This is a genomic window from Pontibacter sp. YIM B11418 (genome assembly GCF_059278805.1).
The window spans coordinates 314,776-340,631 of record NZ_JCAEMH010000005.1; the positions used below are offsets into that span (position 1 = coordinate 314,776).

Consider the following 25,856-nt stretch of genomic DNA (forward strand, 5'->3'; position numbering starts at 1 on the left):
GTGAAGGTGAAGAAGAGGTTAGTTTAGGTTTAGAACACAATATAGACATCTTCACTTTAAAATTCCTTGTAAAACTTCATAAAATATTCAGGATCAACCTCCATATACTTTATCTAATATAGAAACGTCCATAATCTACAAATGCAGTACCCCGGTATAGACCAGAAATGCTGCATTACGTATGTACTCCTGATATTTTAAGAACCCGTTCCAGAAACAACGTTTGCATGCGCTTATACCTATACCTTGCCTCTCTGCTAGTAGCATTACTTTTTTTAAAATCTGCCCCTGTGTTGGCGCAGGAACAAACCGTAGAAGACAAAACAGTTGATCCGCCTAAGCCGGACATGCGCAGCGTAAAAGGGCTTATACCTGCACCCGTCCTCTACTATACCCCCGACACCAAATTAGGCTTTGGTGCCTCATTGCTGGGTTACTTCCGCCTTCGCAGCTATACCGACACCACCTATACCCGCCTCTCGCTGGCCCGCCTGGTGGTGGACTATACCCTGAACAAGCAAACCGACCAATGGCTGTACTGGAATATTTTTACCCGCGAAGAGCGTCTGATGCTGCGTGGCGAGCTGCGGCACCGCATTTACACCGATCGTTTCTACGGCCTCGGCAACGATAGCCGCAAAGACGACCGTGAGATCTATGATTATGATATGATTTCAGCGAAAATTGCAGTGCTCAAAAACGTGGGCTTCCGCAGCTTCCTGGGGCCGGACATTCAGTTTACGGAGTATTATAATGTAAAACTGGAGGAAGACAGTCAGTTGCTCTCGCAGCAGCTACCCGGTTACAGAAAAGGGCGCAATGTGGGCCTGGGCGCTATTTTCCTGATCGACCACCGCAACAACACCGCTTATCCGAGCAAAGGTTTTTACCTGGAGCTATCGGGTTACCATTTCGGCAAGACCTTCGGCAGCGACTTCCGCTACAACAACCTCAACTTCGAATTTAACCGCTATTACGGCCTCGGCAATGACCGCGTGCTGGCTACCAACACCATGCTCCGGCTAAACGAAGGCGAAGTGCCGGTGCAGCGCCTGGCCACCGCTGGCGGCGACAAGATTCTGCGCGGCTACGCCCGCAACCGCTTCCACGACGACCACTTTGCCGGCACACAGGTGGAGTATCGCTTTCCGCTGTTCTGGCGTTTGGGTGGAGCAGCCTTCGCAGGTATAGGCGATGTGTTCGACAAACCAAAAGACATCAGCTTTTCGACCGTGAAGTACTCCTTCGGCACCGGCTTGCGCTACGCCATTCGCCCCGACCAGAAACTTAACTCGAGGTTGGATATAGGCTATGGCCGCGAAGGATTCAATATTTATCTGATGATCGGGGAAGCGTTTTAGGGGTTAGCCGGAGGTGTGCACGATTAACATCCCCCTGCCCCCTTCAAAGGGGGAGTTTTCCGCACTGCCAGTTCTCAGGTATAGCTTCGTAGCACAGCCCACTGGCAGGTACAACAAGACTAACTTGCCCCTTAGGCTATGAAACAGATCACCTCAGCCAGGTGCACCATTACGACTACCCACTGTTTGAGCGTTCAGCGAGTTTGGGGAGTCTTGACTTTTTTGCCTACTTTTTTTGTCAAGAAAAAAAGTAGGGCCCGGCCGGCCAGGCCAAGCTACAAAGCAATACAAGTTGCTATACCTGCAAAATGCAAAAGCAACAAAGCTATACCCATGCCAAAGGCCCCACGATAGCAGTCACGAGCAAGGACGCTCGCGCCATGAAGCTATACCTGCTAGCAAGACAAAAAAATCCCCCTTACTACTAGCAAAAATCACTTAAACTTCCCTACATTTCTACTGGAAAAGTCCTGCTTTATACCTGTTATAACACAGAACCCACCCCCTCACCTTATACCTTTTCAGTTTTATGAAACGACATGCACTTGCCAGCTGCTTGCTGGGATTCTGTTTGCTGCTGGGCACGTCTACCCAAGTGCTGGCGCAGGACCAACAGGCCGATGCTATACCTGACATGACTCCGCCAAAAGCTGAGAAAACACGGGGCCTGATTCCGATTCCGGTGCTCTATTATACCCCCGACACGAAGCTCGGATTTGGGGCGGCGCTGCTTGGTTTCTTCAAACTGAAAAACAGCGAAGGCGAGGACTATACCCGTCTCTCTACCATGCGGCTGATCGTGGACTATACCTTGCGCAAGCAAACCGACCAACTCTTGGATTGGGCCATCTTTACGCGTGATGAAAAATTCCTGCTGCGTGGCGAGCTGCGCCACCGGGTATACACCGACCGATTTTATGGTATTGGCAACGACACGCCGCTTTCTGATGAGGAAATCTATGAATACGATTATGTGAGCGCCCGACTGGCTGCTTTGAAAAAGGTAGGAACACGCACTTTCCTGGGACCTGACTTTCAGATCGCCAACTACTACGACCTCCAACTCAACCCGATTAACGAAGACAGAGAGAGCCAACTGCTTACCCAGCAGATTCCGGGCTACCAGGGTGGACAGAACAGCGGCCTGGGGCTTGTTTTCCTGCTCGACAGTCGTGACAATGTGGCCTTTGCCAGTAGCGGCACGTACCTCGAAATGTCCGGGTACAGGTTTGGCAGCACGTTCGGTGGAGACTTTGGCTACAACAATTTCAACCTCGACTTTCGGAAGTATTTCCAGCTGAAACCGAATCACATTCTGGCGCATAACACAAGCTTCACCCTCAACAACGGCGATATACCTGTCATGCGCATGGCCATGGCCGGGGGCGACCGCATATTGCGCGGCTATGCCAAAAACCGCTTTCTGGAAGACAACTTTGCCGGCACGCAGCTGGAGTACCGCTTCCCGCTGTTCTGGCGCTTTGGCATGGCGGCTTTTGCAGGTATAGGCGATGTATTCAATAAACCAAAAGACGTGCATTTCTCTACGCTCAAATACTCCGTCGGAACCGGATTGCGCTATGCCCTGAACCCCGAGCAAAAACTCAACATCCGGGCAGATATCGGGTATGGGCGTGAAGGCGTGAATTTTTATGTGATGATCGGGGAGGCTTTTTAGTGCGGATATACCTGCTGCAAGGTCTTACAAATTCTTTATCTGCCTGAATGCGACAAAAGTCACATATCTAAAGTGATAAAGAAGCGTAAATTTGTCAGCGATCAGCCAAACGCCACCCGAAGCATGTCCAAACTTTTTCCGCTCTCATCTCCCCTACTCCAGAAAACTATCTTCATAGCCTTTGTTCTTCTGATTCTGTTCACATCGTTGCTCAATTCAGCCATGGCTCTGGCGGCCGGGTTAGTTGTTGGGCTGCTGTTGGGTAATCCGTTTAAGGCGCATACCGGTAAAATTTCCAAATACCTGTTGCAGGCGGCGGTGGTAGGCCTAGGCTTTGGCATTGACCTGTACCAGGTGGCTGAAACCGGACTGATGGGTATTGTCTATACCTTAGTTTCGCTGGCCGGTACCATGCTGATCGGCCTGTTGCTGGGTAAACTGTTCTATACCCCTCCGCGCCTCACGCACCTGGTTTCGTCGGGCACGGCTATCTGCGGAGGCAGCGCCATTGCAGCAGTGGCGCCGGCCATCAAGGCAAACGATCAGGAAATTTCTGTAGCGCTCGGTATTGTGTTTGTTTTGAACGCGGTGGCACTTTTCATTTTTCCACCAATCGGAAATGCACTCGGACTTTCCCAGGAGCAGTTTGGCACCTGGGCGGCCATTGCTATACATGATACCAGTTCGGTAGTAGGCGCCGCCACCCGCTACGGCGACGAAGCCCTGCAAATTGCGACCACCCTTAAACTCACCCGTGCACTTTGGATCGTGCCGCTGGTGCTGGTTTCCGGTTTAATGTTCAAAGACGGAAAAAAGAAATTGAGCATTCCAACCTTCATTTTGCTTTTTGTATTGGCCTCGGTCATCAGCACATTTATACCTGCTGTGGAAGTTGTTTCTCCAACCATTGTGCTACTAGCCAAAAAAGGACTTTTACTCAGCCTTTTCCTGATCGGTGCCAACATTAGCTTAAGTGCGTTGAAAGCGATCAGCGCGAAACCTTTCTGGCAGGGCGTTATTTTGTGGCTGATCATTTCGGTGGTTTCACTGGCCGTAATCTACGGTTTGGGTTAATCTTGCCATGTTATAGATAAATACTATCCCATCATAAAATCAATCGATTTGATCTATATAGCACAGGGCTATACTTTTGAGGCATCAATCAGCACAGAAACCTCAAAACCCTTCGCTATATGAGTACCGAGAACCCAAATCAGAAACTGACTACTGCCTCAGGCAAACCATATTACGAGCACGAAAACAGTATGACAGCCGGTCCACGTGGCCCGATCCTGCTCGAAGACTATATCCTGCACGAAAAACTGGCGCACTTTAACCGTGAGCGTACCCCGGAGCGCGTGGTACATGCCAAAGGCACCGGCGCATACGGCACCTTTACCGTTACCCACGATATCACCAGGTATTCCAAAGCCAGATTATTCAGCGAGATCGGCAAAGAAACCCGCGTATTCCTGCGTTTCTCTACCGTCGGCGGCGAAAAAGGCAGTGCTGACTCTGAGCGCGATCCGCGTGGTTTTGCCGTAAAGTTCTATACCGAAGAAGGTAACTGGGATCTGGTGGGCAACAACACGCCGGTGTTCTTCATCAAGGACCCGAAAAAATTCCCGGACTTTATCCATACCCAGAAACGCGATCCGCGCACCAACACCAAAAGCGCAACCATGGTATGGGATTTCTGGTCACTGAACCCGGAAAGTTTGCACCAGGTAATGATCCTGATGAGCGACCGTGGCACGCCGTTTTCTTACCGCCACATGCATGGTTTTGGTAGCCATACCTTCTCTTTCATTAACCACGAAAACGAGCGCTACTTCGTAAAATTCCATTTCAAGACATTGCAAGGCATCCAGAATTTCACAGATTCAGAAGCCACCGTGATGAAAGGTATGGACCCGGACCACGCGCAGCGCGATTTGGTAGAAGCCATCGATCGTGGCGACTTCCCACGCTGGACTCTGAAAGTACAGATCATGCCGGAAGCCCAGGCTGCAAACTACAAGTGGAATCCGTTTGACCTGACCAAGGTATGGTCGCAGAAAGACTATCCGCTGATTGATGTGGGCGTGCTGGAGTTGAACGAGGTTCCGGACAATTACTTTGCGCACGTAGAGCAGGCTGCTTTTGCACCGGCCCACCTCGTGGATGGCATCGGCTTTTCGCCTGACCGCATGCTGCAGGGCCGCATCCTGTCGTACCCGGACGCGCAGCGCTACCGCATCGGGGCAAATTATGAGCAGATTCCAGTGAACCGTTGTCCATTTGCAGTAAACAATTACCAGCGCGACGGCGCTATGCGGGTAGATGGCAATGGCGGCAGCGCACCGAATTATTTCCCGAACTCTTTCGACAACATCAAAGCGGACGAAACTTACAAAGAGCCTGCTCAAAACCTGGGCAACAACGTGGTAGCCGACTGGTACGACCGCAACGCCGAGGGCGAGAACGACCACTATACCCAGCCGGGCGATTTGTACCGTTTGATGACCCCGGAGGAGAAGAAAAACACCATCAGCAACATCGTGGGAGCCATGCAAGGTATAGACGGACCGAAGCGGGCAGAGATTATAAACCGTCAACTGTGTCACTTCTTCCGCGCCGATATCGGTCTCGGACTAGGTATAGCGCAAGGCCTGGGCGTTGATGTAAGCGCCCATACAGGCGGTGTGCAAGCCCACTAAGATGACACCATAATTTTGTGCTATGGAAAAGCCGGCCCCGTGCCGGCTTTTCCTGTTTCAGGAAACCTGATTAAATCCATACCCACCTCACATGCTTACCAGGACACGCATATACTTTTTCCGCTATACCTGACCCGTTTCGATATACCTGTGCTACAGCCAACTTCACCGGAACCTAAAGCGGTTTAAAATTGTATTAAAATTTATACATGAATAAATGATCATGTATTGTAATTACCTATTATTCGAACTCCCATGACCGACCTGAAAGTAAGGGTAGATAAGAAAAAGCTGGAACGAACGGCCTATGTGCTCAAATGCGTGGCGCATCCGGTGCGTATCAGCATCATTGATCTGCTGGAGCAGGAAGACCAGCTCACCGTGAGTCAGTTACAGGAAGTGCTGGAAATCGAACAGTCGCTCCTCTCGCATCACCTCACCAACATGCGCGACAAAGGTCTGGTGGAAACCCGCCGACAGGGGAAAAATGTATTTTATTTTCTCACTGACTCCAGCATCTCTGACATCATCGATTGCATCAAAGGCTGCAAACCTGTACAACAAGCTGGTTAGAACGCATAGTAAAATGAAATTATTTTCATATACTTACTTTTTGAGCCGAACGCCGGAAAGAGCCGGTGCACCAAAAAATGCTTGCTTACGTTTACAATAACATAGGTTAACCCGAATTCTCCATGAAACTATTCCTAATGACCATAATGGCAGCTAGCCTGATGAGTTGCACCAGCCCACAGCAAGGCGACGCAAAAGTCAAAACTATTTCTGCCACCGAATATAAAGCCCACCATGAAAAGATCGACAACCAAGAAGTTATGCTGGTTGATGTGCGCACTCCTACTGAGTTTGCAGCAGGACACCTCGAAAAAACGCAGCACGCCGACTTCCTGAGCGGGGAGTTTGAAAAAGAAATGCAGAACTGGGACAAAAATAAAACCTACTACCTGTACTGCGCCAGCGGAAACCGCAGCGGAAAAGCGGCCAGACTGATGGAAGAAGCCGGTTTCAAAAACGTTTATAACATCGGTGGGTATCAAGACCTTAAATCAGCCGGTCTTCCGGTGAAAGAATAATAGTTAAAATTGGTACGCAGCGTGACTGTCAACTAGTATTTTCACGTACCTTTACATGATTTATCTGTTATCATGTTGTTAAAACATTCCTCTTTTCAAACTATATACTCTTCGGATTTCTACAAAATAGAAGTTGATAAGAAGAATGATTTATTGATGGCTGAGTGGCTGCGGGGAGTAACTCAAAACGAAATGATTACGGGCGGCACCAAGCTCTATGAAGCACTTCGTGACACAGGCATCACCAGGGCAGTAGCCAACGCAGAACGGCTGACTTTGCTGGACACCTCTACCAAAGACTGGATGTCGACAAGTTTCTATGAACTGCTCTCCCAGACTTCACTTCATAAACTGGCCAGAATATTACCAAGCAGCCTTTTCTCCAAAATAGCCCTCGAGGCAGTTGCCACCCGCGCAGAAGCACAAAACATCAACCGGTTTTTATTCAAAAATTTCTCCAACCAAAAGGATGCCCTGATCTGGATTAATCAGTAAGCTATCAAATCCTGTATACCTCCATTTATATAGCAAAAGCGCTATACCTGATCCGGAAAAATTTATATCACAAACTTGCAGTATAGGTATACCTTAATGTAACTTGTGGTGCAAAGGAGAAAGGAAAAGGGATATGCGCATACTACACACTTCAGACTGGCACCTCGGCCAGCGACTCGTCAACCTCGAACGAACCGAAGAACACCAGCATTTCCTGGATTGGCTCCTGCAAACCATTGAAGCCGAAAAGGTTGACGTGCTCCTGATGGCAGGCGACGTTTTCGACACAGGTGCTCCCTCCAACACTGCACTCAAGCAATACTATAACTTCCTGACGAAGGTATGTGCTACCTGCTGCCGCCACATCATCATCACGGGCGGCAACCACGACTCGGTTTCTACGCTCAACGCACCCAAAGAACTCCTCGACTGCTTTAACATAAAAGTGATAGGCGGTGCTACCGGAGAATTGCTGGATGAGCTGATCGAACTGCGGGATGAAAATGGTCAGATGGAGTTGGTGGTTTGCGCCGTGCCTTTCCTGCGCGACCGCGATATACGCCTTTCTATACCTGGCGAAAGCTACGAAGAGCGTGAGCAGCGCATCAAACAAGGTATAGCCGCACATTACGCCGCCTTTGTACCGCACGTGCAACCTTACAAAACTCAAGGTATACCGGTGGTGGCGATGGGCCATTTGTTTGCCGCCGGCGGCTCCGCTTCCGACAGCGAAAAGGAAATACACGTGGGCAACCTCGGCCAGATCGGCGCAGATCAATTTCCGCGTGAGTTCGACTATGTGGCGCTCGGTCACCTGCACCGCCCGCAGCAAGTAAATAAAACTCACCACATCCGCTACTCCGGCTCCCCTATTCCACTTAGTTTCAGCGAGGTTGCTGACAAGAAAGTAGTCTATGTGCTGGATTTTGAAAACGGCCAACTCACCGACCTGAAGGAGATCGCTATACCTGTCTGCCGAAAACTGGTGCGCTTTAAAGGTGAACTCGAGGAAGTAAAACAGAAAATTGCCGTTTACGATAACAGCAGCTATACCTTGCCTGCCTGGGCGGAAGTGCAGGTAGAACTCGATGCCCCTATACCTGACCTCAACCAGCAACTGGAAGAAGTCCTTGACCTCAAAAAAGACGAGTTACAACTGCTGATTCACCGTCCGCCCCTCATCAAAACGTCTCGAAGAACCCTGGAGCAGGAAGTGCGCGAAGAAGTGGACCTGCATACCCTGAACGAAAAAGACGTGTTCCTGAAACGTTGCGAAAGCGCCTTCCCGGAAAGTGATCACACCGCGCTGCGCCATACCTTCGCGGAGTTACTGGAATTGATGCGGCAGGAGGTAGAAAATTAAAAGTGTGTGGGCACTTCCAGCTTCAATATTATCCTCCTATACCCTGCGAAGGGTCAACTATGATTTAGAAAATCTTGCAATATGATTCAAACTTCTACCTATTCTTTAACTCCGGGAACATACTTCAGAATTATAATCGAAAACAGATTACGTCGATCCTGGTGGCTCTATCTGCTAATGGTATTGTTCAGTCTATCATCACTTGACAGATTTGGCGACGACAGCTTTATTACATTTTATATAGTTTTATCTGCGGTGTATTTGCCAGCTCTGATTATCTACCTTTATTTCTGGGCTATATCTAAAAAAAACCATAATTTATTCATACCTCACTTCCTCACTGTAAATGAAACTTTGATGACATCTACAAGTGAAGGAAACTTCCACAGTGAGCTACCACTGAAGTTGATTATAAAAACAGTTGAAAGAAAAAGCTACTGGCTGCTTTATATTGCTAAATCCCAATTTATATACGTCCCCAAAAACGTGTTCCCGACTCCAGAAGATCTGGCCACTTTTAAAGGCCTTTTAACAGGCAGTACAAGCAACTCTTAGTTATTTTATTATCTATACCCCATGAAAATCCTAGCCGTCCGCTTCCTGAACCTCAACTCACTCAAGGGTGAGCACGAGATCCGTTTCGACCAGAGTCCGCTGGCAGATGCGGGGCTGTTTGCCATTACCGGTCCGACCGGAGCTGGCAAGACCACGATTTTGGATGCGATCACGGTGGGACTGTACGGTATGGCGCACCGGCATAACAACGAGCGTCCGCTTGAGCTAATGACCCGCCACACGGTAGAATGCTTTGCTGAAGTAGAATTTGAGGCTGCTGGCAAGGTATACCGCTCCAAGTGGCACCTGCGTCGCAGCCGGGGCAAGGCAGATGGCAAGATACAGCCCGTGCATATGGAGCTGTACGACTTTGAAAAAGATGAACTGTTCGATCTGAAACCCAGCGAAGTGCCTGGCATGGTGGCTGAGATCTGCGGACTTGACTACAGCCAGTTTCTGCGCTCTGTCATGCTGTCTCAGGGGGACTTTGCGCGTTTCCTCAAGGCAAATCCGACCGAGCGCAGCAGTTTGCTGGAGAAGATCACCGACACGGGCATTTACTCCGATATCTCGAAGTTTGCGTTTGAAAAGGCCAAACAGGAACGACTGAAATACGAAAGCCTGGAGCAACTGCTGCAGCACACGCAGCTATTGCCCGAAGAGCAACGTGCAGCCTACGAAGCCAGCATACAAGAACTCACAACGCAGGAAAGCACCCTGCAGCAAGACCTGAGCACATTACAGGCAAAAGTACAATGGCTGCAGCAGGTGGCGCAATTACAGACACGTCAGCAGCAACACCAGCAGGCACTTGAAGTGCAGGAGCAGAAACTTCAGCAGCTGCAGCCCGACTTTGTGAAGCTCGAACAGCACCAGCAGGCCCATCAGTTTGTGGGCGAACTGGCCGAGATCCGGAGCGCCAACAGCAAGGTGCTTGAAGTACAGGAGCAGCTGCAAACTTTACAAAAAAGGGTTCCCACGCTGGAAACCGAACTCGAAGCCGCCGGAAAAATTGCGCTGGAAGCCACCAAAGCATTTCAGCAGCAGGAGGAAACCATTCAGAAACTGGACCCTATCCTGACGCAGGTAGTCCGGCTTGATCATCAGCTTAACAGCATCCGTGATGCTTATACCAAAAACAAAAACAGCTATGTCTCTTTTGAGCAGCAACTGCAACAGGAAAAGACACAACTGCAGACCAGGCAAGCGGAACTGGAAGAGCTCACACAGGAGGCCACAGGTATAAAAAACTGGCTGGAGCAAAATGCAAAATTGCAAGACTTGAAGGATCATCTGCCAGAGTTCAAAACTGTGCTGCGCGACCTACAGGAAGTGGAGCAGCGCATCCGCCGCCATCAGCAGGAGCAGCAGGAACTGTCCCAACAGCGGAAACAGGAAGCCAGTCAGCTTACAGCGCTACAGGAGCAGCAGGCAAAGCAACAGGCACTCTATGAGCAACTGCAGCAGCAGAAAGCCGAAAAGCTAGCTGCCCTGCAAGGTATACTGGCCGATAAAAACATGGAGGAGCTGGAGCAGGCAGCACAGGCGCAGCCAGCCTTGTTGGCCCGCTATGAGCGTCTGTATGAACTGGCGCAGCAACATAACGCACAACTGCAAAAACTCCAACTCTCGGACAATCGCCTGACACAGCTGAAGCAGCAATTCCAGGAAACAGATACGACGCTTCAGGAAAATAAAAACAGGTATAGCCAAGCCAGCGAACACCTGGTGGCACTCCAGAAACTCGTGCAGATTCAGCAGCAGATTCAGCAGTACGAAGAGGCCCGTCATACCTTGTCGCAGGACGAGCCCTGTCCGCTTTGCGGCTCCACCCACCACCCTTTTGCGGAGAACGGCTATACCTTCGATCTGCCCGAAGAAGTGCAGAAGCGTGACAAGCAGCAGGAACTTGTAAAAGAGTTGGAACAGCACCTGCAGCAACTACAGGTACAACGCAACTCCCTGGAACAAAAACAGCAGCTGGAGCAAACAGCCAAAACGGATGCTGAGACGGAACTGCAGCGACTACGCCTTACCTTTGCACAGGTGTCGGCAGGATTGCCCCAGGAAACAGGTATAGACAACCTGGAACAGCTGGCACGGCAACTCCAGCACCAGCAGGAAACAGCCACTTCCTTGCAGCAGCAACTGGCACAGGCCCGGTCACTTAGCCGTGAACTGGAAGGTATAAACCAGCAGTTGCAACAGCTACGCGAAGCACAGGTGCGTGCCCAGTCGACTTTTAACCAGTTACAGGCCTCTGACAAACTGCTGCAAAGCCAGCTACAAAAGTTGCAGGTGAGTCTGGCCGACGAGCAGGAGCAACAGCAGGCGCACACCGAAACAGCCGAATCTTTTGCCGCTACATTCGGCTTACAGTACAAAGCTGAAGAGCGCCACAATCTGGTGCAAACCTTAGATCAGCAGGCCACCTCCTATACCCAAAAGCAACAGGCGCTGGAAGGTATGCGGGAGAAATACATTGAATTGCAGCAGTTGGTAAAAAACCTGAAAGACAACCAGGACCAGAAGCAGAAAGAGCTGGATGCCCGAAAGCTGGCGTTGAAAGAAGAGCATGAACAACTGACAGAACTCAAAACACAGCGCTATGCCTTGTTTGGCGATAAAAACCCGGATCAGGAGCGCAAGCTGGCCAGTGAGGAACTAAGTGCAAGGGCCAGATATGCCGAAGAAGCCCGTCGTCACCAACTGCAAAAACAGCAGGAGTTACAGGAAGCCCGCAGCCGCCAGAAAGAATGTCAGCAAAACCACCAGCAAAATACCTCGGTGCTGGAAGCGCTGCGACAAGGCCTGCTCCATGTGCTGCACCAGAAAGGCATTGAAACGATAGAGGCACTGAGCCAGATGCTGCTGCACCGCGACGAAGCCGACCGGCTGGCCAACCAAAAAGCACAAACCGAGAAACACCTGACCGAACTCCGTAAAAGCCTGAGCGACGTACAGCAGGAACTGGAGCAGCTGCAGCAAAAACAGCTGACCGACGAAGATATAGCGACTCTGCAAGAGCAGCAACAACAGAAAACAGCACTGCAGCGGGAGCTGATCTCGCAGCGGGCACGTCACCAGCAACTACTTGAGCAGGATACCCGACAGCGCGAAAAAAACAGAGAACTGGCTGAACAGCTGAAGACGCAGCAGCAGGTATGCCACCGCTGGAGCCAACTCGCTGACCTGATCGGGTCTTCAGACGGATCGAAGTTCAGTCGTTTTGCGCAGGGGCTCACCCTGGCACGGCTCGTGGAACTGGCCAACCGCCACCTGCTCAAACTCAACGATCGCTACCGCATCCTCAAGTCCCCGGACGAGGACCTGGCCTTGCAGATTGTCGACACCTACCAGGCAGAAGCGGTGCGCCCGATGAACACCCTGTCCGGAGGCGAGAGTTTCCTGGTGAGCCTGGCCCTGGCACTGGGACTTTCGGACCTGGCTGGCCGCCGCACCCAAATCAACTCACTCTTCATCGATGAGGGCTTTGGCACCCTAGATGCAGACACGCTGGAGGCCGCCATCTCAACATTGGACAACCTGCATGCCGCCGGCAAAACGATCGGGATCATCTCGCACGTGGAGGCACTGAAGGAGCGCATCAGCACCCAGATTGTGGTAACCAAAAAGCCCGGCGGAGTAAGCTCCATTCGCGTTGTGGCGTGATTCTGCCGATAATTTACTTTTCCATAACATAGGACTACACCTGCCCGATTCGTGCAGGTGTAGTCCTCCTGTGCTAAGTAAGAGCGTTTAGTTCGAAATGAAATTTCACTTTTCCAAGCATGCTTTTTATTAACAAATTCAGGTTGGCATTATTAACCATTAAATTCTTATATTGCTCCCTGCTAATAAATCAATTACGGTAATTCTAACTGTAGAGAGGTACTTATGCTTCTACTATTCCTGACTCGTATTTTCCTACTTATCAGCCTGACGCAGCCGCAGCAAAAAATCCTGATCCAGGATTTGAAAACTGAATTGGACCGGACGGAGGATATAACCCGGAAGGTAGAGTTGTACTGTGAACTGAGCAAGGCACACAACAGCATCAATCCGAAAACCACTATTGCGTATGGCAACAAGGCGGTTGCATTGGCACAGAAGGCGGGTAACGACAAACTACTGGCCCTGGCCTACAATGAAACAGGCTCTGGTCACTACCTGCTCGGCGATATCGACAAGGCTGTTCAGTTTTACTACATGGCGCTTCGCATCCGCGAGAAGCTGGGCGATCCGTCTGACCTGAGTGCCACCTACAACAACATCGGCAATGTGTACGCCGACCAGCGCAACCACAAAGAGGCGCTTCCGCTCTACAAAAAGTCACTCTCACTTGCCACCACGGCACAAGATACCCTACGCATGAGCAGCGCCCTGAGCAATATTGGCGGCGTATACTTGGACCAGGGCAAGTTTGACCTGGCACTGGTTTATTACCGGGAGGCACTGCCAATTCAGGAAAAGCTGAACGACAAACAGGGAATCCTGATCTCCCTGATTAATATCGGAGATGCCTATAACGGCAAAAATGACTTCCAGACCGCCCTCTCCTACCTGAATAGAGCCCACCTGATTGCCAATGACCTGGGCAGTCAGCATGATGAGGTATATGTGTTGCGCGGCAAAGCCGAGTCATACCTGAAAGCCGGCAACTTCGAGAAAGCCCTCGATAACGCGCTGGCCAGCATGGAACTTGCCAAAGCCTATGAGGGCAAGTATGTGCTTCGGGAGAATGCTGCCATCCTGGACCGCATCTACGCTGCCAAGGGCAACTTTGAGTTGGCCCACCACTACCTGACACTGCACACGGCCTACAACGACAGCCTGCACAACGAAAGGGCAGCCGATCGCATTGCACAGGAACGTGTGAAGTACGAAACAGCCCAGAAAGACAAGGAAAATCTGTTGCTCCGCGCCGAACAGGAACTGAACCTGCGCAAACTCGAGCAACGCAGCATTGTGCAATATTTCACGATTGCGCTGCTGTTACTGGTATGTGCCATGGCCTATGTGTTCTTTAGGGGACGACAGCACCAAAGCCGCATCAACAAGCTGCTCACCCAAAAGAACGAGCTGATCATGCATAAGAACCAGGCGCTGAACCAACACCAGAAAGCACTGACGGAACAGGCCCAGCAGCTCAACATACAGAAAGAGAAACTCACGCAGCTCAACACCATCAAAGACAAGCTCTTCTCCGTCATCGCCCACGACTTGCGTGGGCCGTTGGTAGCACTCAAAGGACTGCTGCATGTGATGGCCATGGGTAAAGTTCCGGCCGATAAGCAGGAAGGACTCTTCAATAGCTTGGTGAAAGGGCAGCAGAACGTGCTCTGGATGCTCGACAACCTCTTCGACTGGGCCAGGGCGCAAATGGAGGGCTTCGAGGCCGACCCGAAACCGCTGCCACTCCGCGAATTGGCTGACGAGAACATCCGATTGCTGCAGCCAGTGGCCAGCAGCAAAGAGGTGGTGCTGGATAACAGGATAGATCCGAGCCTGACAGGCTGTGCCGACAAGGAAATGATCCGACTGGTACTCCGCAACCTGATCTCCAACGGCATCAAGTTCTGCAAGGCCGGCGATACGGTAACGCTTTCAGCCAGACTGCAGGATGACCACGTGCTGGTCTCGGTAAAAGACACCGGTATTGGCATGACCCCAGAGGTGCAGCAGAAGCTATTCGGAGCCAGCAGTTACTCCAGCAGGGGCACCGCCAACGAAAAGGGCAGCGGTCTGGGCCTGGCACTCTGCAAAGACTTCGTAGAGCACAACGGTGGCGCGATTTGGGTGGAAAGTGTACCAGGTATGGGCAGCACGTTCATGTTCACACTCCCGTGCTCCGTTAAGAAAGAAGAAAAAGAAGAAGATGTTCCTCCGGTACAGGAAAAAGAAGAAAAAGCAGCAGAACAGTTGCAATTAGCTTAACGCTTTATAAGAAATATAAAAATGGCTGCCTCTGAAAAGGGGCAGCCATTTTTAATGAAGGCTTCCATAAAAACAAATAGTTCTGTTTGTTGTAAAAGGAGAATAGCAGCACCTTTGCCCCATGAATAAGTCCATCTTATACCTACTCGTATTCGCCAGCCTGCTGGCTGCGCCTGCCTGTAAGCAGGACAATGAAAAAGCACGGGAGGAATTCCGCCAGCGCCGCGGTGCTGTGGAGCAAAACACAACCGAAGCCACCGCGACACAGGAAGACCCAGCCCAGCCGGCTGTAGTCCCGAGCGATAACACAAAGGCAGTGCCTGAAACGGAAACTCCGACAGTTCCCGGCGACCGGGTGGTGGGTGTAAAAGACGGCGACACGTTTGAGCTGCTGCGCAACGGGCAAACCATTACGGTACGCCTGCTTGGCGTCGACACTCCTGAGAAGAACCAGGCTTTTGGCCAGCGGGCCAAGCAGTTTGCCTCTGACCTGGCCTTTGGCAAAAACGTACGCCTGATCGAAAACAACAAGGACCGCTACGGCCGCACGGTGGGCACGATCATATTGCCTGACGGCCGCAACCTGAACGAAGAACTGGTGCGCGAAGGCTTTGCCTGGCACTACACCGCCTACTCCAAAGACAAAACGCTGGCTAACCTGGAAGCTGATGCGCGCCGCTTTAAACGAGGCCTGTGGCAGGACCCGAACCCGATAGCTCCCTGGGATTTCCGCAAACAGAAACCTGCTCCTGTAGACAACAGCAAAGCCCCTGTGCCTGCCGGCGCCACCAAACGCCAGGTATACCTTTGCGATAGCTCTGGCTCGGCCGTATACCACTATAGCACGAATTGTTCTGTCTTGAAGCGTTGCAAAGAGCAGGTCATCATGGTTACAGAAGCCGAGGCGATCCGCCAACACAACAGACGGGCTGACAAAACTTGCAGCCCTAAATAATTCCGCCTATTTTAGGTATAGCATTCTATTCAATCAGTTACTGATATGTTCAAGAAGACCCTGGCAGGTATGTGTGTCCTGCTCATCTCGCTGGCTGGCTGCCAGTCACCCGACAACGCGAAAACAGAGCAAACTAACGTGCAAGAGACAAGCGCAACTGCTGACACAACGAAGCGGGAGCCTCGCCCCAAGCCCGAGTATTACTCCTTTAAGGGGCTGGAGAAAAAGCGGGTGTACATCTGCATGGACCCAAGCGAGGATACTTTTCACCAGAAACACGATTGCCCGGTGCTAATCAGCTGTGCGAGCACTTTCCGCAACCTTCCGGTGCCGCGTGCCATTGAGGCTTTCGGCCGCTACAACTGCGAAACCTGCAGCGCCGACCTGGCTTATGTGTTTGACGAAGATGCCGTGCGCATGGAAACAGGGCTTGGCAACTAATACTAATCTGACCACAGAATAAAAAAAGCGGCAGTCTCCTAAGGAAGCTGCCGCTTTTTTTTATGAATGTTCTATCCTTACTTTCTGCCTTTGAGTACCAGCAGCGGCACTTCGGCCTGGTAGGTCATTTTTTCGGCCAGGCTCTGCGAGAAGAGCTCCCGCAAGAATCCTTTTTCACGCCGCAGGATCGCGACCATGTCACCGCCTGATGCGTTATAGTATTCTTTTATACCGTCGGTGCGGTGTTTGCTCACCACTTCCTCGAAATGTATGGGAGCACCCGGGAAGGCCTGCGCCATTTCCTGCATAAAACTCTCTTTCTTGTCGCTCGTGCGTCCTGCTTTGTTCACGTGCACCACGTCTACGGTGGCTCCGAACATGGCTGCAAAGTCCAGCACTTCGCGTAAGGTAGCTATGTCATCGGCGGCATAGTCCGAAGCATAGATGATCTTCTCAATGCGCGGATGAGTGGCTGTAGAAGGTATAGACAATACCGGGCATTTCACCTGCTCCATCACTGCCTCAGCGTTGCTTCCGATCAGCAATTCCTCGAGCGCGTTGCCGCCACCCGTGGTACCCATCACGATCAGGTCGTACCCGACAGTCTTGGTCAGGTGCTCGGCTATATCAGTTAGCAGGGCCTCTTTGATGATATAGTCGCAGGTAAACCCGCCACCCCGGTTTGCGCCGTGGCGCTCCTCAATTTCGCGACAGAGATTCACTAGTCGTTCTTCGGCATCCCGCATCTGCTCACCCAACAGCTCGCTGGCCACCAGAGCAGTTTCAGAGGTGTCGACGATGGGCAGGTGCACCACATGCAGCAGGGAGAGGTGGCTTCCTGACTGCCGGGCAATGAGCACAGCGTATTCCAGCGCTTTGTTAGCTGTTTTAGAAAAGTCGGTGGGGCAAAGGATTTTTTTCATGTTGTTTGGTAGTTGGGTAGGCGTCTATATCAAAGATTCACTATGTATACGTACCGAAGCAAAAATGCGCTTTAATCTGGCCAATAAAAATGACCTGCGTCATCTCGGGCAAATTCTGTGCGCCTGCTTCTACCTGACCCGAAGACGCTTTGTTAGATGCTTATGGTAAGAGCTCCTGACAGGAGGGGACTTGAGTCAAAAAATAAAATAATCTGAGCGCGCAGACAGGCTTTTTGCTGAACACGGTTTAGGTAATGGCACAACTAAAGAAGCCTTTCGTCCTTCGTCAACAATAACCTCTGCCCGAAAATACAGTAGCCTTTACTATCTGCCAATCTCTTTGTTTAGCCCCTTCACTTCCTCCCAGGACCAATAGCGCTTTGGGGCTATACCTGTATACTTTTCGCGGAAGTAGTCCACAACCAGTTGCTTCATTTCATCGGCAGGTATAGACGAGGCGTAGATCTCACGGGTAGTCGGGTGGTCGTAGCGCTCCGTACGCGAGAGGTCCTTTCCTTCGAGGCGCAGCAACGGGCCAGTTTCGGTAAAATTGTCTGCCGTCCAGGTATAGCCGGAGGTTTCGATGGCGTTGAGTTGCGCGGCCAGCGGCTTCAGGCTGATGCGGGGCAGCGTAGGCCTGGAAGCGAAATCAACCCAGGTGGTGTATTTATATTCCAGTTCGTAGCGATTGTCTTCGTAGCAGCTCAGCACTATGTCGAAGCCGATGGTGCGGCTGAAAAGCGCATAGTAGTGTACCGGTTTCTGAGTGTTGATCACAATCAGGCCCAGGTCGGGGAAGCGCTGCAGTTTGGTGTCAGGCTTGTACATGTCGCGATAGCCGAGCAGCACGTCGGCCACTTCCTCTTCCCAAACCGGTTTTTCCCAGTCAGGGTCCTGGAGCACGCGGCCAAATTCCCGCAGAAAATACCTGAACTTATCAACGCAGCGTTTCGCTTCCTTCTCCTCGGATTCGTCGGCGGCAAAAGGGGCGTAGAACATATCGCGCTCGCGGGTGTTGAGCCAGCAGACCAGTTTCAGCGCCTCTCCTGCCAGCGGATGATTCAAGTCCAGTTCGCGAAAGTCGCCGATGTGGGCCATCAGGCGCAGCAGCTCTTCGTTCTCCAGTGCCAGCTCCGGGTTCAGCAAACTCCAAACACCCACAAAACCATCGATGTCGAAATGATTGGCGGTGACGTAAGGCAGCTCCAAACCCGGCAGATTGAGCCGGAGCACATGCAGCACCATGGCAGCGCTGGTATCGTCGCGCACTTCAGCAGGTGTGGGAGCGCTGCGCCAGTGTGAAAGCACCAGTCCGTTGGGGTGCATGCTGTCCACGATGATGGCCTTTTTCTCTTTTACGTCGGCAAAAGGTATAAACTGTCGCTTTATCATGCCTTAAATATAGCTAAATCTGATGTCATCCCTTAAATTCGGGTGTTCTTAACAACATACCAGGTGCAACAGGTATCGGAACATCCAATTGCCCAGACTTTCGTTTTTTACAAAATCATCAACACACAGCACATGACAACCCTCCAGCAACTATACCGCAGTTCCCTTTCCCTCCTGACCGACCTCTACCAGCTCACCATGGCCTACGGCTACTGGAAGGAAGGTATAGCGGAGCGGGAGGCCGTTTTTCACCTCTATTTCCGCAAGGCGCCTTTCAAAGGAGGTTATACGGTGGCGGCAGGATTGGCCCATGTGGTGGAGTATCTGCAGCAGCTGCAATTTACGGAAGAGGATTTGGCATACCTGGCAAGTCTGCGCGGCGGCCAGAACGAGCCCTTGTTTGAGCAGGCTTTCCTGGACTACCTGCGCGAACTGCGCTTTACCTGCGACGTGGATGCCATACCGGAAGGAAGCGTCGTGTTTCCGAGCGAGCCGCTGATCCGGGTACGCGGACCGCTCCTGCAGGCGCAGCTTGTGGAAACGCCGCTGCTTACGATCGTGAACTTTCAGACACTGATCGCGACCAAAGCGGCCCGCATCAAAGAGGCAGCCAAAAATGACCTGGTGAGTGAGTTCGGGATGCGCCGTGCCCAGGGTATAGACGGATCGCTGGCCGCTGCCAGAGCCGCCTACGTGGGCGGCGTGGACGCCACCTCCAATTTGCTGGCCGGCAAGCTCTTCGGTATACCAGTGAGCGGTACCCATGCTCACAGCTGGGTGCAGGCCTTTGAGAGCGAAGCCGACGCCTTCGAAGCCTACGGCAAGGCCTTCCCTCACGACTCGGTGTTTCTGGTGGACACCTATAATACACTGGAAGGCGTGCGCCACGCCATTGAGGTAGCCAAAAAGCTGGCGCCCACAGGCTTTAAACTAAAGGGCATCCGACTGGACTCCGGCGACCTGACCTACCTCAGCATCGAGGCCCGCAAGCTGCTCGACGAAGCAGGCATGACCGATACCAACATTGTAGCCAGCAACGACCTCGACGAGAACATTGTCACCAGCCTCAAACAGCAAGGTGCCAAAATCAATGTCTGGGGAATCGGTACGCAGTTGGTAACGGCTTACGACCAGCCGGCGCTGGGCGGGGTGTACAAGCTGGCGGCTTTTAAACAGGAGAACGGGGAATGGAACTATACCCTGAAACTGTCGGAGCAACTCGAAAAAACCTCCAACCCAGGTATACAGCAGGTGCGCCGCTTTTACGATGAACATGGATTTGTGGGAGACATGATCTTCAACGAAGCTGAACCACTTCCAGAAAAAGTGCTCATCGTCAATCCGCTCGACAATACCCGCCGCAAAGCAGTTCCGGAAGGCACTCCCTACAAAGACCTGCTGCAGCCTGTGCTCGCCAAAGGAAAACTTGTGCAGCAGCTGCCTGACCTGAAAGCCATCCGGGAGCATCGCAAAGAGGAGATCGGCAAACTCCACGAAAGCATCCGCCGCCTGCTGAACCCGCACAGCTACCCGGCCGGTCTGGAGGCAGGCTTCCAGCAATTCAAGACCAACCTGGTGATGGCCATCCGCGAGAAAGGTGAGGTTGCATTGAAAGCACGGCAGGCACACTAGCTCAGGTGCTATACCTTAGCGCCTGCGGCCTCGCCTGTTGGAGATACGCTCAACGCGCTTGCTACGCACCCATTTAAGGTATTTCTGCAGGTCTTCGGCCTGCTGCAGCGCAGGTATAGAGTTGTACTGCAGGGCCAGTTCGCGGTTGCTGAAGGTCAGGTGCAGGGTGCTGTGGCAGGGCTGGCACAGTTCGGCCGTGGCCCCGTAGCGGCCTCCCTCCTCCCGGGGTACCAGGTGGTGCCGCGTAAGGTACTGCACCTCCCGGCCGCAGAGTTCACAGACCAGTTCCTCCTCTTTCTTTGCCATACCGTTTCTACTTTGTGCGCAGGATCGCTGTTACATGCGAGTCTTGGTTCGGTCGGTTAATGCTATAGCGCGGTCTTCCGTAGATGAGTGTATTTTCAGTCTGCATACCCTATCCACAACTATATAATTACACACTTTGCCTGTTTAAAACATTTGTGCTACTCCCAAGGTTTACAAGTCTTGCACCCAGTATGTATCACCCACTTCCAACCATACTCACCTGCTGGTTTGCATAAATAGCGAAGTATCTGCTGAGCAGGTATAGCAATCGGGAGTTGAATCGCGTATACACAAGGTTTTTGGTTAGCAGCAGACATTGAGCCTGCATCGACGAAACGTTCACCTTTTGTGGTGCTCAAAATGCAAAGCAAACAGAAATAAAATTTACTGCTAAGCAGACGCAAATTATTAGTACATTGGCGCCCTGTTTTGATTTCAATGTTTAAACTATGAATAGATTTCAGGATAACAATCCTGCTCCGATAACCGCTTCCATTCAGGAGGCCCTAGTGCCGAAAGATCAGATTCGGGAGGGCCTGCTGATCTTTTTGCTGGCAGCCATACAGTTCACGCACATGATGGACTTTGTGATCATGATGCCGCTCGGGCCGCAGCTGATGCGGGTGTTCAACATCTCCCCTCGGGAGTTTGGCTTGCTCGTGTCGGCCTATACCTTCAGTGCGGCCATCGCCGGTTTTGTGAGCGCCCTCTTCATCGACCGCTTCGACCGAAAGCATGCTTTGCTGGCGCTATACGTAGGCTTTATTGTGGGCACGCTGGGCTGTGCCATTGCCCCTAACTATGGCTTGTTACTACTGGCCAGAGTGGTAGCCGGCGGATTTGGCGGTGTGCTCGGTGCGCTGGTGCTGGCCATCATCGGCGATGCCATACCCGAACAGCGCCGGGGGGCGGCCACCGGTCGCGTGATGGCAGCGTTCTCGGTGGCTTCAATCGCCGGTATACCGGTCGGGCTATACCTGGCCAGTGAGATGAGCTGGCATGCTCCCTTTTACCTGCTTGTGGGCCTCAGTGTGGTTATCCTGCTGGTGGCAGTGCGCTTTCTGCCGGCTATGCGCGGGCACCTGACCAATGCCAGACCCGGCAATCCGTTTCGTGCCCTCAAAGCGATGGTGGTGCAGCCAAACCTGCAGTGGGCGATGGCCCTCACCGTTACCCTCACTATGGCTGGATTCCTGGTGGTCCCCTTCATCAGTCCGTATATGGTGGCCAATGTGGGTTTTTCGGAGCGTGACCTGAGCTACATCTACTTGTTCGGCGGTCTGGCAACAGTCTTTACTTCGCAGTGGGCGGGACGCCTGGCCGACAGGTATGGCAAGCACCTCATTTTCCGGTGGGCTGCCATTCTCTCCATCATCCCGATTTTGCTCATCACCAACCTGCCGCCAGTGGGCATGGTGCTGGCACTCATTGTATCCACGTTTTTCTTTATCCTGTTTGGAGCCCGTTTTGTGCCGGCCATGTCGCTGGTTACTTCCAGTGTGGAGCCAGAGCTTCGTGGCAGTTTCATGAGCATCAACTCTTCGGTACAACAGTTGGGGGCAGGTATAGCAGCTTTTGTGAGCGGTCTTATTGTGCAGGAAACAGCCAGTGGTACCCTCACGCACTACAACTGGGTGGGCATTATGGCGAGTGTGGTCACGGTGGTGGCCGTGTGGACCGTGAGCCGTATCCGGACAGTAGGCTGACAGGTATAAAAAAGCCGCTCGTAAGGGCGGCTTTTTTATTTCTATCGTAGCGTTCGTTGCGAGAAATAATTCGGAGAGAATACCGGGTAATGTGTTTTACCGTTCCGGAGCAATTGGAGCACCTCGCGCAGCTCCTCAGGGTCGGCGCTCTTGAGCAGGTAACCGTGCACGCCTTCGTCGAGCAGTTTCTTCACCAGCTCTTCCTCCCCATACATCGATACGATCAGGATCTTTACTTTGCGGTATTTGCTGAGCACGTAACGGGCCACGGCAATGCCATCCATATCAGGCATCTCGAGGTCCAGCATGATGATGTCAGGCAGGTTACCCTCTATTTTCTCGAGCAGTTCTGCTCCATTGGCCGCATCACTTATCACCGTGATCTCCTCGAAATTCTTCAGAATCTCGATTACGCCCTTCCTGAAAAGGGTATGATCATCCGCTATGGCAAGTGTGAGTGGCTGCAGCTCCATAAAGTAAAGCTTAAGTTAGCAAACCAAAGTTATAAATAATAACGATAATATATGCAACAGGCACAACTATTTCAGCTTTTATACCTGCCCCCAGCTTTGAAAAGAAGTTGATGGCACCGTTCAGCAGGTCCACGCGGCTCTGCATGTTCTTCAGTCCCAGCCCGCTGCTTCCCCCTCCCGCATCCAAGGTGGCGTCGTAGTTGAATCCCTTGCCGTTGTCGGTATAGCGTAGGGTCAGCTTATCGTCTTCGCGGTGCAGATTGATGGTGATCAGGCTAGCCTCGGCATACTTCAGGGTATTGTTCACAAGCTCCTGCAGAATGCGGAACAGCAGCAATTCCTGTCGGGCTTCGAGCCGGAATTTTTCGAGGTTGTGGGTGAATCTCACTTCCAGGCCACTGTCGGGCGGTACTGATCGGGCCAGGCTGTTGATGGCCTGCACCAGCCCCATTTTGTCGAGTACTACTGGCAGCAGGTCGTGCGAGATGCGGCGCACACTCTGTATCGCCTCGTCGAGCAGTTCTTTGGAACGGTGGGCTGTTTCGGCAGCAGCTTCGTTTTCGGCGCACTTGCGCTCCACCTGCCCAATGTTGAGCCGGATGAGGGCCAGCATGCCGCCCACTTCGTCGTGCAGGTCGCGGGCAACGCGGCGGCGCTCTTCCTCCTGCGCGTCAAGGGCTGCCTCCAGCATCTGCCGCTGGCGTAGTTCCTGCAGTTCGCGCAGGTGCTCCTGGTGCTGCAGCATACGGCGCTGGTAGGCAAACACGAACACGATAATGCCTATGGCCATTACCAGCAACACCGGCGTGATGATGAGCAAAGGAGTCAATGTTTCTATCATGCGGCCATCCTCCTCAAAATAAACACATGACTTGTGTAGAACAGGATAAGAAGTACCATGTTGATGGCTACACAGATGCGTGCCGCATCATTTGAAATGGCCAGCGCCTCATTAAAAATAGCATAGGACATACTTGTTCCGGCATAATAAATCAGGATGGCGCAACTCAGCAAGAACATTGGGTCACGGTCCAGGTAAATGATTTTAGCATTGTTGGCGACCTTGTAAAAGTAAGTGATGGCCAGTATGATCAGCATGACACTGGCCGCAACCCGCGACACGGAATTCATCTTGGTTAAACCGTCCGTGATAAAGGCATCGTAATAGTTGAGTACACAAAGCAAAACTATCCCGAAAATAATGGTGAGCTTGAGCATGATTTTGTCGAAACTGTAATAAAATATGCCAGCTAACACGCTAAAGCCAATTAAGGTATACACATGATTCATCCAGAGATTATTCGTAGTCCCCAACTTTGCTGTTATGATTTGCGCCGCCTGCGCAATTACCCCTAGTATTATATAGAGGAGCATTAACCTGAATTTGGGATCTTTCTGTTTCCGGATCAACCAAAGCCCCACTCCGAAAGGCAGGAGAGGACTCAACACGGCCACCCATTTTAAGGAAGGATAGATATGTGCCAGGAAGAACTCCATTAACCAGCTAATTCGCTATTCACAGAACAATCAGGAGGGCATGGGGTGGCCAGATCCAGAATCAGGCCTTCGGTCATATCATTTCCTTCAGCGTCAGTTCCTACCAGTAGTAGTTGTTGTTCTCCGTTATCATCCAGGGCATAGTAGATGCGCATTGCCACGCAGTTTTCCTGTGCGAGAAGTTCCTTGACGGTGTCGGCTCCGAACAGATGCGAATTGGTTTTGCCTTTGCCGCTTGATCTGTATCGGGCTGTCCATCTTTTTGCCTGGTCACGTGTTATCGGCCCGCCTTCTTTTCCTGTGATTTCCATGGATTTTGTTCGTAGAGAAGATTAAATGTAAATATATAAAATTTTAGATAAAGCAATTTATCGTATTTTTATCTTTCAACTAATCTTACATTTTACCTAGAGACGGGATGGAACAGGAATATTTTGAAGCGAACAGACAAGCGTGGAACCTGCGCACCGCCGTGCACAAAGACTCTGCTTTTTATGATATGGCCGGGTTTAAGGCGGGAAAGTCCAGCCTCAACAACATTGATCTGCAAGAACTGGGGCCTGTTGCCGGCAAGCGCCTGCTGCACCTGCAGTGCCACTTCGGGCAGGACACGCTCTCCTGGGCCAGACTAGGCGCCGAAGCCACCGGTATAGACCTGTCGGACGAGGCTATAAAAGAAGCGGAGAAACTGAACCGGGAGCTTGGTCTGAGTGCCCGCTTCGTGTGTTCCAATGTGTATGATCTCAAAGAAAACCTGCAGGGGCAGTTCGATATTGTGTTCACCTCCTACGGGGTGATCGGCTGGCTGCCCGACCTGAACCGTTGGGCCGAAGTGATCGCGCATTTTCTGAGGCCGGGCGGCACTTTCTATATGGCCGAGTTTCATCCGGTGGTGTGGATGTTCGACAATGACTTCACGCAAGTGAAATATCCCTACCACAATACCTCTGAGCCAATCATAGAAGAGCAGACAGGCACTTACGCTGACCGTGATGCACCGATCAGGTATAAGGAATACTCCTGGAACCACAGTCTGAGCCAAGTCATCACGGCGTTGCTGAACCAAGGCCTGAAACTGGAGCTTTTCCACGAATTCCCCTACTCCCCTTACAACTGCTTCAGCCACACCGTGCAGGGTCCCGACGGCTACTGGCGCATCCAGCACCTGCAAAACCTGATTCCGATGGTGTATAGTTTGAAGTGCACGAAGGTATAGGGTTTGGACGGCTGGTATCCGCTATACCTAAGGGGACTTTCGGTTGAGGCCAGTTTACAGGTATAAGCGTTGTGGCGAATTAACCCCATCCAGCCTTACCCTTTTATCGAGGGCCACTACCCCAAACAGGGGAAGG

23 protein-coding genes are annotated in these 25,856 nt (G+C 51.7%); 16 read left to right on the forward strand and 7 right to left on the reverse strand.

Translation table 11 applies throughout. The features are described from left to right. Nucleotides 1–290: 290 nt before the first annotated feature. From AC4QZR_RS14230 to AC4QZR_RS14290, 13 genes are all read left to right on the forward strand, one after another. Complete coding sequence (locus AC4QZR_RS14230; protein ID WP_494481511.1) at nucleotides 291–1,361, forward strand: BamA/TamA family outer membrane protein; 1,071 nt, start codon at nucleotides 291–293, stop codon at nucleotides 1,359–1,361. A gap of 529 nt (nucleotides 1,362–1,890) precedes the next feature. After that, the gene (locus tag AC4QZR_RS14235; RefSeq protein ID WP_494481512.1) at nucleotides 1,891–3,039 is read left to right on the forward strand and encodes a BamA/TamA family outer membrane protein; all 1,149 of its coding nucleotides are present in this window, start codon (nucleotides 1,891–1,893) and stop codon (nucleotides 3,037–3,039) included. Nucleotides 3,040–3,162: 123 nt separating this feature from the next. Then, nucleotides 3,163–4,113 (forward strand): YeiH family protein, encoded by a 951-nt coding sequence (locus AC4QZR_RS14240; RefSeq protein ID WP_494481513.1) that lies wholly within the window; start codon nucleotides 3,163–3,165, stop codon nucleotides 4,111–4,113. 119 nt (nucleotides 4,114–4,232) lie between these two features. Beyond that, nucleotides 4,233–5,738 (forward strand): catalase, encoded by a 1,506-nt coding sequence (locus tag AC4QZR_RS14245; protein WP_494481514.1) that lies wholly within the window; start codon nucleotides 4,233–4,235, stop codon nucleotides 5,736–5,738. Between the two features lie 255 nt (nucleotides 5,739–5,993). Further along, on the forward strand, nucleotides 5,994–6,311 hold the full coding sequence (locus tag AC4QZR_RS14250) for an ArsR/SmtB family transcription factor (protein WP_494481515.1): 318 nt from the start codon (nucleotides 5,994–5,996) through the stop codon (nucleotides 6,309–6,311). Nucleotides 6,312–6,433: 122 nt separating this feature from the next. Continuing rightward, nucleotides 6,434–6,829, forward strand: coding sequence for a rhodanese-like domain-containing protein (locus AC4QZR_RS14255; protein ID WP_494481516.1), 396 nt, complete (start codon nucleotides 6,434–6,436; stop codon nucleotides 6,827–6,829). Nucleotides 6,830–6,985: 156 nt separating this feature from the next. Continuing rightward, on the forward strand, nucleotides 6,986–7,324 hold the full coding sequence (locus AC4QZR_RS14260) for a hypothetical protein (RefSeq protein ID WP_494481517.1): 339 nt from the start codon (nucleotides 6,986–6,988) through the stop codon (nucleotides 7,322–7,324). 133 nt (nucleotides 7,325–7,457) lie between these two features. Further along, nucleotides 7,458–8,687 (forward strand): exonuclease SbcCD subunit D C-terminal domain-containing protein, encoded by a 1,230-nt coding sequence (locus AC4QZR_RS14265; protein ID WP_494481518.1) that lies wholly within the window; start codon nucleotides 7,458–7,460, stop codon nucleotides 8,685–8,687. Between the two features lie 81 nt (nucleotides 8,688–8,768). Next, a complete protein-coding gene (locus AC4QZR_RS14270) occupies nucleotides 8,769–9,242 on the forward strand; it encodes a YcxB family protein (protein WP_494481519.1) in 474 nt (157 codons plus the stop codon). 21 nt (nucleotides 9,243–9,263) lie between these two features. Beyond that, entirely contained in the window at nucleotides 9,264–12,914 is a 3,651-nt protein-coding gene (locus AC4QZR_RS14275; protein WP_494481520.1) for an AAA family ATPase, read from the forward strand. A gap of 225 nt (nucleotides 12,915–13,139) precedes the next feature. After that, nucleotides 13,140–15,179, forward strand: coding sequence for a tetratricopeptide repeat-containing sensor histidine kinase (locus AC4QZR_RS14280; protein WP_494481521.1), 2,040 nt, complete (start codon nucleotides 13,140–13,142; stop codon nucleotides 15,177–15,179). A 121-nt stretch (nucleotides 15,180–15,300) separates the two neighbouring features. Next, nucleotides 15,301–16,134, forward strand: a complete 834-nt coding sequence (locus AC4QZR_RS14285; protein ID WP_494481522.1) for a thermonuclease family protein — start codon at nucleotides 15,301–15,303, stop codon at nucleotides 16,132–16,134. A gap of 45 nt (nucleotides 16,135–16,179) precedes the next feature. Continuing rightward, on the forward strand, nucleotides 16,180–16,575 hold the full coding sequence (locus AC4QZR_RS14290; protein ID WP_494481523.1) for a hypothetical protein: 396 nt from the start codon (nucleotides 16,180–16,182) through the stop codon (nucleotides 16,573–16,575). Between the two features lie 77 nt (nucleotides 16,576–16,652). On the opposite strand, the gene AC4QZR_RS14295 is transcribed toward AC4QZR_RS14290, so the two are convergent. Further along, nucleotides 16,653–17,498 (reverse strand): universal stress protein, encoded by an 846-nt coding sequence (locus AC4QZR_RS14295; protein ID WP_494481524.1) that lies wholly within the window; start codon nucleotides 17,496–17,498, stop codon nucleotides 16,653–16,655. A gap of 324 nt (nucleotides 17,499–17,822) precedes the next feature. After that, the gene (locus AC4QZR_RS14300; RefSeq protein WP_494481525.1) at nucleotides 17,823–18,890 is read right to left on the reverse strand and encodes a DUF6687 family protein; all 1,068 of its coding nucleotides are present in this window, start codon (nucleotides 18,888–18,890) and stop codon (nucleotides 17,823–17,825) included. A 132-nt stretch (nucleotides 18,891–19,022) separates the two neighbouring features. On the opposite strand from AC4QZR_RS14300, the gene AC4QZR_RS14305 reads away from it, so the two are divergent. Next, nucleotides 19,023–20,522: a nicotinate phosphoribosyltransferase gene (locus AC4QZR_RS14305; RefSeq protein WP_494481652.1), complete on the forward strand. Its 1,500-nt coding sequence runs from the start codon at nucleotides 19,023–19,025 to the stop codon at nucleotides 20,520–20,522. Nucleotides 20,523–20,537: 15 nt separating this feature from the next. Here AC4QZR_RS14305 and AC4QZR_RS14310 read toward each other — a convergent pair whose 3' ends face one another. Next, a complete protein-coding gene (locus AC4QZR_RS14310; RefSeq protein WP_303411729.1) occupies nucleotides 20,538–20,828 on the reverse strand; it encodes an HNH endonuclease in 291 nt (96 codons plus the stop codon). A gap of 449 nt (nucleotides 20,829–21,277) precedes the next feature. On the opposite strand from AC4QZR_RS14310, the gene AC4QZR_RS14315 reads away from it, so the two are divergent. Beyond that, nucleotides 21,278–22,534, forward strand: a complete 1,257-nt coding sequence (locus AC4QZR_RS14315; protein WP_494481526.1) for an MFS transporter — start codon at nucleotides 21,278–21,280, stop codon at nucleotides 22,532–22,534. 41 nt (nucleotides 22,535–22,575) lie between these two features. Here the strand turns inward: AC4QZR_RS14315 and AC4QZR_RS14320 are convergent, their stop codons facing one another. From AC4QZR_RS14320 to AC4QZR_RS14335, 4 genes are all read right to left on the reverse strand, one after another. Next, nucleotides 22,576–23,007, reverse strand: a complete 432-nt coding sequence (locus AC4QZR_RS14320) for a response regulator (RefSeq protein ID WP_253402994.1) — start codon at nucleotides 23,005–23,007, stop codon at nucleotides 22,576–22,578. 10 nt (nucleotides 23,008–23,017) lie between these two features. Beyond that, complete coding sequence (locus tag AC4QZR_RS14325) at nucleotides 23,018–23,848, reverse strand: sensor histidine kinase (protein ID WP_494481527.1); 831 nt, start codon at nucleotides 23,846–23,848, stop codon at nucleotides 23,018–23,020. Next, the gene (locus AC4QZR_RS14330; RefSeq protein WP_494481528.1) at nucleotides 23,845–24,225 is read right to left on the reverse strand and encodes a hypothetical protein; all 381 of its coding nucleotides are present in this window, start codon (nucleotides 24,223–24,225) and stop codon (nucleotides 23,845–23,847) included. Before AC4QZR_RS14330 ends, AC4QZR_RS14325 begins: the two co-directional genes overlap by 4 nt. A gap of 278 nt (nucleotides 24,226–24,503) precedes the next feature. Beyond that, a complete protein-coding gene (locus AC4QZR_RS14335) occupies nucleotides 24,504–24,815 on the reverse strand; it encodes a hypothetical protein (protein ID WP_494481529.1) in 312 nt (103 codons plus the stop codon). A 107-nt stretch (nucleotides 24,816–24,922) separates the two neighbouring features. Between AC4QZR_RS14335 and AC4QZR_RS14340 the strand changes: the two genes are divergently transcribed. Further along, nucleotides 24,923–25,720: a class I SAM-dependent methyltransferase gene (locus tag AC4QZR_RS14340; RefSeq protein ID WP_494481530.1), complete on the forward strand. Its 798-nt coding sequence runs from the start codon at nucleotides 24,923–24,925 to the stop codon at nucleotides 25,718–25,720. Nucleotides 25,721–25,856: the final 136 nt, after the last annotated feature.

What these genes read in the sequence shown, in the direction of transcription:
- AC4QZR_RS14235 (WP_494481512.1), top strand. Translation starts at nt 1,891, where the DNA reads ATGAAACGACATGCACTTGCCAGCTGCTTGCTGGGATTCTGTTTGCTG.
- AC4QZR_RS14240 (WP_494481513.1), top strand. Translation starts at nt 3,163, where the DNA reads ATGTCCAAACTTTTTCCGCTCTCATCTCCCCTACTCCAGAAAACTATC.
- AC4QZR_RS14245 (WP_494481514.1), top strand. Translation starts at nt 4,233, where the DNA reads ATGAGTACCGAGAACCCAAATCAGAAACTGACTACTGCCTCAGGCAAA.
- AC4QZR_RS14250 (WP_494481515.1), top strand. Translation starts at nt 5,994, where the DNA reads ATGACCGACCTGAAAGTAAGGGTAGATAAGAAAAAGCTGGAACGAACG.
- AC4QZR_RS14255 (WP_494481516.1), top strand. Translation starts at nt 6,434, where the DNA reads ATGAAACTATTCCTAATGACCATAATGGCAGCTAGCCTGATGAGTTGC.
- AC4QZR_RS14260 (WP_494481517.1), top strand. Translation starts at nt 6,986, where the DNA reads ATGGCTGAGTGGCTGCGGGGAGTAACTCAAAACGAAATGATTACGGGC.
- AC4QZR_RS14265 (WP_494481518.1), top strand. Translation starts at nt 7,458, where the DNA reads ATGCGCATACTACACACTTCAGACTGGCACCTCGGCCAGCGACTCGTC.
- AC4QZR_RS14270 (WP_494481519.1), top strand. Translation starts at nt 8,769, where the DNA reads ATGATTCAAACTTCTACCTATTCTTTAACTCCGGGAACATACTTCAGA.
- AC4QZR_RS14275 (WP_494481520.1), top strand. Translation starts at nt 9,264, where the DNA reads ATGAAAATCCTAGCCGTCCGCTTCCTGAACCTCAACTCACTCAAGGGT.
- AC4QZR_RS14280 (WP_494481521.1), top strand. Translation starts at nt 13,140, where the DNA reads ATGCTTCTACTATTCCTGACTCGTATTTTCCTACTTATCAGCCTGACG.
- AC4QZR_RS14285 (WP_494481522.1), top strand. Translation starts at nt 15,301, where the DNA reads ATGAATAAGTCCATCTTATACCTACTCGTATTCGCCAGCCTGCTGGCT.
- AC4QZR_RS14290 (WP_494481523.1), top strand. Translation starts at nt 16,180, where the DNA reads ATGTTCAAGAAGACCCTGGCAGGTATGTGTGTCCTGCTCATCTCGCTG.
- AC4QZR_RS14295 (WP_494481524.1), bottom strand. Translation starts at nt 17,498, where the DNA reads ATGAAAAAAATCCTTTGCCCCACCGACTTTTCTAAAACAGCTAACAAA.
- AC4QZR_RS14300 (WP_494481525.1), bottom strand. Translation starts at nt 18,890, where the DNA reads ATGATAAAGCGACAGTTTATACCTTTTGCCGACGTAAAAGAGAAAAAG.
- AC4QZR_RS14305 (WP_494481652.1), top strand. Translation starts at nt 19,023, where the DNA reads ATGACAACCCTCCAGCAACTATACCGCAGTTCCCTTTCCCTCCTGACC.
- AC4QZR_RS14310 (WP_303411729.1), bottom strand. Translation starts at nt 20,828, where the DNA reads ATGGCAAAGAAAGAGGAGGAACTGGTCTGTGAACTCTGCGGCCGGGAG.
- AC4QZR_RS14315 (WP_494481526.1), top strand. Translation starts at nt 21,278, where the DNA reads ATGAATAGATTTCAGGATAACAATCCTGCTCCGATAACCGCTTCCATT.
- AC4QZR_RS14320 (WP_253402994.1), bottom strand. Translation starts at nt 23,007, where the DNA reads ATGGAGCTGCAGCCACTCACACTTGCCATAGCGGATGATCATACCCTT.
- AC4QZR_RS14325 (WP_494481527.1), bottom strand. Translation starts at nt 23,848, where the DNA reads ATGATAGAAACATTGACTCCTTTGCTCATCATCACGCCGGTGTTGCTG.
- AC4QZR_RS14330 (WP_494481528.1), bottom strand. Translation starts at nt 24,225, where the DNA reads ATGCTCAAGCTCACCATTATTTTCGGGATAGTTTTGCTTTGTGTACTC.
- AC4QZR_RS14335 (WP_494481529.1), bottom strand. Translation starts at nt 24,815, where the DNA reads ATGGAAATCACAGGAAAAGAAGGCGGGCCGATAACACGTGACCAGGCA.
- AC4QZR_RS14340 (WP_494481530.1), top strand. Translation starts at nt 24,923, where the DNA reads ATGGAACAGGAATATTTTGAAGCGAACAGACAAGCGTGGAACCTGCGC.